Annotated in this window: 6 protein-coding genes; 1 reads left to right on the top strand and 5 read right to left on the bottom strand. The window is 35.1% G+C overall.

Going from position 1 to position 7,558, the window contains the following annotated elements; translation table 11 throughout:
- Window positions 1–425: 425 nt before the first annotated feature.
- Window positions 426–1,988 (top strand): MBL fold metallo-hydrolase, encoded by a 1,563-nt coding sequence (locus tag KPC_RS16040; protein WP_121975362.1) that lies wholly within the window; start codon window positions 426–428, stop codon window positions 1,986–1,988.
- A gap of 224 nt (window positions 1,989–2,212) precedes the next feature.
- Here KPC_RS16040 and KPC_RS16035 read toward each other — a convergent pair whose 3' ends face one another.
- The 5 genes from KPC_RS16035 to KPC_RS16015 all read right to left on the bottom strand — a co-directional run bounded on the left by KPC_RS16035 (window position 2,213) and on the right by KPC_RS16015 (window position 7,412).
- Window positions 2,213–3,403: an MFS transporter gene (locus tag KPC_RS16035; RefSeq protein ID WP_121975361.1), complete on the bottom strand. Its 1,191-nt coding sequence runs from the start codon at window positions 3,401–3,403 to the stop codon at window positions 2,213–2,215.
- A gap of 14 nt (window positions 3,404–3,417) precedes the next feature.
- Window positions 3,418–4,161 (bottom strand): TorF family putative porin, encoded by a 744-nt coding sequence (locus KPC_RS16030; protein ID WP_121975360.1) that lies wholly within the window; start codon window positions 4,159–4,161, stop codon window positions 3,418–3,420.
- 52 nt (window positions 4,162–4,213) lie between these two features.
- The gene (locus KPC_RS16025; protein WP_121975359.1) at window positions 4,214–5,320 is read right to left on the bottom strand and encodes a class II histone deacetylase; all 1,107 of its coding nucleotides are present in this window, start codon (window positions 5,318–5,320) and stop codon (window positions 4,214–4,216) included.
- A gap of 300 nt (window positions 5,321–5,620) precedes the next feature.
- Window positions 5,621–5,992, bottom strand: a complete 372-nt coding sequence (locus tag KPC_RS16020; protein ID WP_121975358.1) for a cupin domain-containing protein — start codon at window positions 5,990–5,992, stop codon at window positions 5,621–5,623.
- 118 nt (window positions 5,993–6,110) lie between these two features.
- Window positions 6,111–7,412: an NAD(P)/FAD-dependent oxidoreductase gene (locus KPC_RS16015; protein WP_121975357.1), complete on the bottom strand. Its 1,302-nt coding sequence runs from the start codon at window positions 7,410–7,412 to the stop codon at window positions 6,111–6,113.
- Window positions 7,413–7,558 lie beyond the last annotated feature (146 nt).

Below are 7,558 nucleotides of genomic sequence, written 5' to 3'. Positions count from 1 at the left end.
ACTTATTGGTAAGTGCTTCTATTTCTTTTTTAAATATTTTAGCCTTTTGTTCGTTCAATACTTTTTTATTGGATTCTATTTTAAGTTTTATTTTTTAGAGGCGGAATATGACTATTTGAATTTTTATCTAAATGTTTGATTATTAAATTTTATAAATGGTGATATTTTTCATTTTCTTGAATGATTAAATTGAAAACCATATTCAAAATATTAAATCTGGTTGTGAGAAATTAATGATCATCCTTGAATAAACTTCTGAATATACAAAGTGAGTCATATTATGAGGTTGGGATTAATTTTACATAACGCATATATAACAACAAGCCATAATTTATCGTTTGTGGAAATCTGTAAGTAATTATCCATATTAACTTTAAATATGTATATCAAAAATCTCATAAATTGAAAATAGATGAGGAAATACTATGCGAAAACTTTTCGGACTTGGTTTTTTTATCACAACAATTGCATTAACTGCATGTAATAGTGATTCTGATACATCATCTCTAGTAGAGAAAAACTCTAATGAAAAAGCATTAGATATAAAAACATACACATCAGGGAGTGAGGGCATTTTCGCAGTTGCTTCCACACTAATTTCTGGTGAAAAAGACGCGATTTTAGTTGATGCGCAGTTTCAAAAAAAATATGCCAAACAAGTTGTAAAACTGATTCAGGATTCTGGAAAAAATTTAAAATATATTTATATTTCTCATAGTGATCCGGATTATTATTTTGGTACAGATGAAATTTTAAAAGCATTTCCAAATGCTAAAGTAGTGTCTACAGCTCAGACGGCATATCTGATTTCGGCATCGAAAGATGACAAACTTGCTGTCTGGAAAGATGATCTTAAAGATGATGCACCCGAAAAAATTATTATTCCTGAAGCATTGAATCAGGGCTATTTAGAACTGGATGGGAAACGGATAAATGTCCAAATGGATCCCGAAGATACAGCTCACAGCTTTTTATATATTCCCAGTTTAAAGACAGTCTTGGGTGGAATATCCGTGTCTTATGGTAGTCATCTTTGGCTGGCAGATACACACGGTGCAGAGGGGATTGACCGCTGGATTAAACAGATTAATGACATTAAGGCGTTGAATCCAGAAAAAGTCATTCCAGGGCACTATATTGAAAGTGACTTTTCAGCAAAACCTCTGGATTGGATACGAGGTTATTTGCTCGATTTTAAAACAGCAATTCAACAATATAAGACTTCAGCGGATATTGTCCGGTATATGGACGATAAATATAAAAATTTACCAGATAAAGATACGTTGGAGATGTCAGCCAAAGTATTTAGTAATGAGCAAGAATGGAAAGTCGCCACACCATATCCTGTAATTGGTCAAAAGATCAGGGTTGATTTTGATCAGTTAAAGTTTGATTTGGACTTTAAGGATAATAAAGAACTGACTTTTACAGGAGCAGGGGGTTCAGTCGGACCAGAAGTGCAGGAGACCGTACAATATACGCCTGTGGAAGTCGCAAAAAATGTTTTTATGGTTTACTGGCATGAAAAAGATGACAGTAACGTTGTGCATGTACAGGATTATAATCGAAATATTGTTTATACCAATATTTCTTCTAAAGATGCAGCATTTGTCAATTTGAAAGGTACGATTAGTGGTGTCAAAGGAGGAATTCATGACCCTGCTTTACAACAGCCTTTAAACTCTCCTTATCCACCGATTGGTCGCCAATTGCAGGTTGATTATGGCGAGCTTGGTTTTGATTTAATCTTTAATGCTGATGGCAAAAGCATGACTTTTGTTTCCAAGAAAGATCCAATAGTGTCTGAAACTGTTCAATATACAAGGCGAGAAATTGCTAAAAATGTATTTATGGTCTATTGGAGTGAGCCAAAATCAAAAGATAATGTAGTTCATATTCAGGATTTTAATAATAATGTAATTTACACAAATATTGCCCAATCGAATGGAGAGTTCCTGCATCTTAAAGGAAATTTTGTCTGGAAGTAGCCATTTTTATGAATTGAGTATCCTTTAAAGTAGTTATTGAGAAGATTAGAAGACTTCGACGAGGATGTAAGTATATTTTATATTATTGGTCTTTCTTTCTGAGTTTTTCGAGAAATTATATTGAACATATTTACGGTATTATTTAGCGAATTTTTAACCCATTGATAAATACAAAAACCACTGTACATACTATGTGCAGTGGTTTGATTATTATAAGATATGATCTATTTTGAGTGGTTCGCTTTGTTGAGTGCTATCTTTGTAATTTCATCAGTAATTTTAAAATTACAATATAAAGATATGAGATATGACAGAACTAACAAAATCAGGCTATATAGAATGAGTGAATTATAATTTTCTGAAGTTTCAATGACTTTTCCTGCAATAACAGGACCAATTGCCAAACCTCCACCTGTAACCAGATTAATAATATTCATATATTTTCCAGTACTGTCATACATGGATACTGTGGCAAGAACAAATGGAATGGTAAACATCCAGGCAAATTTGAATAATAAAATCGAAAACATTAAATCATGTTGAGTGATATGATTGAAGAGCAGAACAAGAGCAATAAAGAATAAAGCAAAACCAAAAGTCAGAAAGTATTTGCGATTAAGTTTATCTCCGATAATTGAAGGCAGGAAACACCCGATAATACCGATCAATGTTGAAATGGCTAAAACTGAATTGGTGAATTGGTTATCGATTTGGGCGTGTTGCCCGATATTACTAAAAAAAGTCCAGATTCCACTAATTCCAATATAGAACAGTAAAATCGCAAGAATGGAAAATTTTCCTTTATAAGGCGTTGTATGCGAACGGTTTTGAACCTGATTTATATTTTTATTTTGAATAATATTACTTGAAAAATACCGATGAAATGGTATGGCTAAACACATCAAAATGATTACCACGACAAAGCAGGCATTTAACCCCCAAAGTATAAAAAGTTTGGGCATGAAAAACAGAGCGAGTGCACCAAAAATCACTTGACCTAAAATCCATAAACCATAAGTTTTATCAGGCTTTGAAGTATAAGCGCAGCTACTAATCGTAATGATCATGATGCTACCACCAGCAAATGCGGAAATAAAACGGGTCAATAATAAAAATTCAAATGATTTAGCAAATAATGAAAGCAGGTTTCCTACGATAAAAATAAGTGAAAAGTACAGTGCAGCTTTTTTAAATGGAATACGTTTACTCCAGAGAAAACCTGGGAATGTTGCTAAACTCATCATTCCAAGTTCTACAAAGAAAAATAAACCGATTTGTGAAGGGCTCAGTCCCCATTCTTTTCCAAGTTGTTGGGCAACCACAGGTGCTGCCATTAATATAAAAGGGCAAATTGCCGAGAAAATAAATATAGAAAATAGATGGCCTTTTGAATCGTGTTGAGCTGTTGTCATCATTTTAAGCTCCCTGTTCAAAATACTTTGGTTACAGAAAAAACAACACGGGGATCCATAGATGAAACATTGGGATTAATGGTTGAGTTATCAGCATAATAGAGTTCGGAGTAGAGGTTAAACAGGCTAGAACTGAGACCAAATTTCCAATCATAATAGTGGTCTTTTTTGTCACTTCCCCAAACTTTTAAAAAAGCATTGTGATCTTCAAGTTTTGTTGCACCAATCGCAGCAATAAGCCCAAAATCCTGATTGACAGGAAAACTATATTTCGAATCAAAACGCCACATATGACCGCTATGATTATAATATTCAGGTGAAAATGCAATTGAGGTTTTAAGAAGGTCGTTTTGTCTGAACAGGGAAGAATTATCCAGACTTACTGAATATTCCTCAAAGTTTGTTTTGATCGAATCAGTATGCCCGGGATAATTAATATCAATATATTGCAGTGTTAATGCATTATTTTGATTAACAGCATGACGATAACCGAACATAAAATCGGCTTCGATGGATGAGCCGTTATCAATATCCGAACTTGATGCCCAAACTCCAGCATATATACCTTTTTGATGTTTGAGTTGTAAGCCGCCTTGTATGGCAGGATCACCATTGGTCATGGAGATTCCCCGCCAATGATAGTCACTGGCAAGTGTCATATTGCCAGACATTGACCATTGATTTTTATCGAAAAAATTATTTGCATAGGTGTTTTGAAGTAAAAGAACCCCTAAACACCCAAGTAATACTCTGTGTTTCATCACCCACTCCGGATTAGTTATTTATTCCATATTTTTTGTTTGCTTTTAATGCTTAAAGACCAAAAGACTCCCTAAGTTGGTCAATACGCTGGTTTTGAAAATTAATAAAATTTTGATCGGGTTGTTGTAATTGAATAAAATCAATCAGTTTATCCTGAACAGGTGTGCTGATTCCAGACAAGGCTTCTATTGCCGCCAAGCCACAAAAAGGGACATAAGCCTCAGAATAACCACCTTCATGAACCATAACCAGTTTTCCGTGACATAAGTCTTCAGCCGCTTTTTTAGTAAGCTCTGTTATTTTTCGGAAACTATCACTATGTAAGAGTAGGCGTGCTAAAGGGTCTAGGGCATTGGCATCATATCCAGATGCGACGATGATCATTTCTGGTTCAAATTGTTCAAGTGCAGGCATGACAATCTGTTCAAATGCATAAATATAGGAATCATGACCACACCCAGGATAAAGTGGGATATTGATGTTGAAACCTTGTCCTGCATTTTCGCCATGATCCTGATCGCCACTATATCCGGCAGGGAAACATTTATCTTGATGGATGGAAATCGTAAGAACATCATTACGTTGATAGTAGATATGTTGAGTACCATTTCCATGGTGAACATCCCAGTCTATAACAGCAACTTTTTTCAAACCCAGTTGAGCTTTGGCTCGTTCAATCGCAATAGGAATATTTGCCAGAAAGCAAAAGCCCATTGATTGGTCTGGCAAGCAATGATGACCGGGTGGACGTGACAGGGAATAGGCATTTTGAAGTTCGCCTGTATAGACTTTTTCAACAGCAAGACTAGCCAAGCCAGCAGAAATTTGGGCAATTTCAAAGCTACCTGGACCTATAGAGGCTTCGATACCAAGTAAACCTCCACCGTTATCGCTAACTTTTTTAAAATGTTCCAGATAATGTTGTGGATGGACTCTTAAAAGATCTGCTTTTGTCAAAGTACATGCCCCAAAGATTTCTAATTGGGAGGTAAGTCCTGAGATATCCATCAGATTTTTAAGTCTGCGTTTTGTTTCAGGAGACTCGGCATGTCCCGAACCACTTGATGGCTGGACCCATCCCCCTATTGGTAATGTACCTGCATAAAGACCAGTACTATGCCAGAAACAGAGCTCATCGAAAAAAAATCCTGTTTTCATTGTTTATCCTTATCAACGAAAAATGTAATTTTTTACATTTCTTATCATGTTATTTAAACGCAATTTATAAAAGGATTCTTGTAAAAAACGGACATTTAAAAAAGATATTAAAGTTTAGTTATATTTTATATTAAATGTTTGAAAATATTATATCACTGGAGAGCATTGCTTAATAAAAGTTATTATTTTATAAAGTCNATCATGGTCATGTATTTTATTAAAGTGAGAATGCTTTGATCTGACACAATCAGGGTTATTCTCTAAAATAGATTATAAACCCTGATGCAAAATTGAAAATAATTAAGCTACTGAAAAATAGTGTTTAATATAATATTCCGATTTTACTTCCCAGATTGTCGAGGTTCCTTTTTCAACAATCCATATATCACCAGCTTTATAGGTTTTAGAAATACCCGTGGATTCATCTGTAATTTCAACCTCGCCATATAAAATTACAGCCTGTTCACTGAAAGGATAAATCAGGCGATATTTCCCTTTTTGTGTTCCAAAGTAACCACTACTGATGCTATCAGTCGGTTCTCCCAATGACATCTTTCCATAGACCTGGACGTTATTGGAATTATCCAGTAAAACGCCGCCGAGGTCAGTGATATATCCCCATACATCTAGGGCTGTATAATCATTTAATTTCTCAATTGATGTTAATGCCATGTCTTACCTATTCATATAAACGATATTGATCTTCATATTTTTAACAGAGGCATGCTTTCCATGCTTGTAAAAAACCGACATGGCTTATAAGTTTTTTATACCTGATTAAATTACAGGATTATCTTCTGCCTTGCCCGTAACCTTTGAGTTGATGCAGTACCTTCCCTAGTGTACACATCGTGGCTCGCATCGAATCTTTGTAAGGAATATCTGCTTTTGAAACAGAGCTAAGTAGTTTGAAATGTTCACTTCCACCCATGATCCCTTGAGCAAGCACTTTGCAAATAATTTGGCTAGGAGTGACACCAAAACCACAATAACCTTGTACATAAAAGACGTTTTTATGTTCTGTTAAGCTCCCAATCTGTGGGAATAGATTTTTGGTTGATGCCATTGGACCACCCCATGCCAGATCAATTTTAACCTGATCAAGATAGGGGAATATTTTAAGCATGAGTGTCCGATTCCATGCTTTTAAGTCTTTGGGAATATATTCAAAAAAAGGTGTAGCGGCTCCAAAGAGTAGGCGATTCTCTTTTGTGATCCGGTAATAATCAATAACAGGACGAATATCACTATATGCTCCCCGAATTGGGCTAATGGTTTGAGCCAGTTCATCACTTAATGGTTCTGTCATGAGCTGGAATGCATAAGTATTGATAGTCGTTTTATGCAGGGTTGGTTCAAGTTTGTTTAAAAAACTATCACATGCCCATACCATTTTTTCAGCAGTAATACTTCCTTTTGCTGTTCTGACAGTGATTTTTTTTCCATAATTGACTTCAATAGCTGGGGTATATTCAAAAATCTTTACACCATAGACTTCAGTACACGCTTTAGCCTCACCTAAAAGTAGATTTAAAGAGTGAACATGACCACCCCCCATATGAACCAAAGCACTGGAATAAGCTTTAGAACCAACTACTTTTTCAACGTCTTTACCTTCCAGATAATAAACTTCATGATCTTGATTCGTTGCTTTGAATTGTTTTTCCCAGTTTCGTAAAGTGTTTGCTTGCCTTGAGTTAAAACCGAGGTAGGTGTAGCCATTGGTAAAATCAGCATCGATATTATATGTTTTGATTCTCTCCTGCATAATTTGAGGACCAAGTTCACTGAGTTCAAAAATGGTTTTTAAACCTTCTTCACCAACTTCATGTTTTATATTGTCCAGATCGTGTCCAATACCTGCCATAACTTGTCCGCCATTACGACCCGAGCCTCCATATCCTAAGTATCGTGCTTCAAGTACTACGATATTTTTCACGCCTTGTTCTGCAAGTTCTAATGCTGTATGAATACCAGAAAAGCCACCACCAATGATAACGACATCAGCTTCAATGTCCTGTTCTAATTGTGGATAATTTAAAAAATATTTTTTCGTTGCAGTATAGTAGGTTGCGGTTTCATCTATATGCATTCTTTGCCTCAAATAAGTCCATAAATTTAAAATTGTTTTAACAAATATGAGATATATCGGATTGTAAAAAAGCGACAAAATGTTTGTATATTTCGGTTTAAGATTAAGTGAGGAGACCTAAGGTTATATTTATAATAATATTATTG

The organism is Acinetobacter stercoris (assembly GCF_900323515.1).
GTDB classification, from domain to species: domain Bacteria; phylum Pseudomonadota; class Gammaproteobacteria; order Pseudomonadales; family Moraxellaceae; genus Acinetobacter; species Acinetobacter stercoris.
Note: the sequence above shows the minus strand (reverse complement) of the source record. Positions and strands in the feature narration are given on the sequence as shown.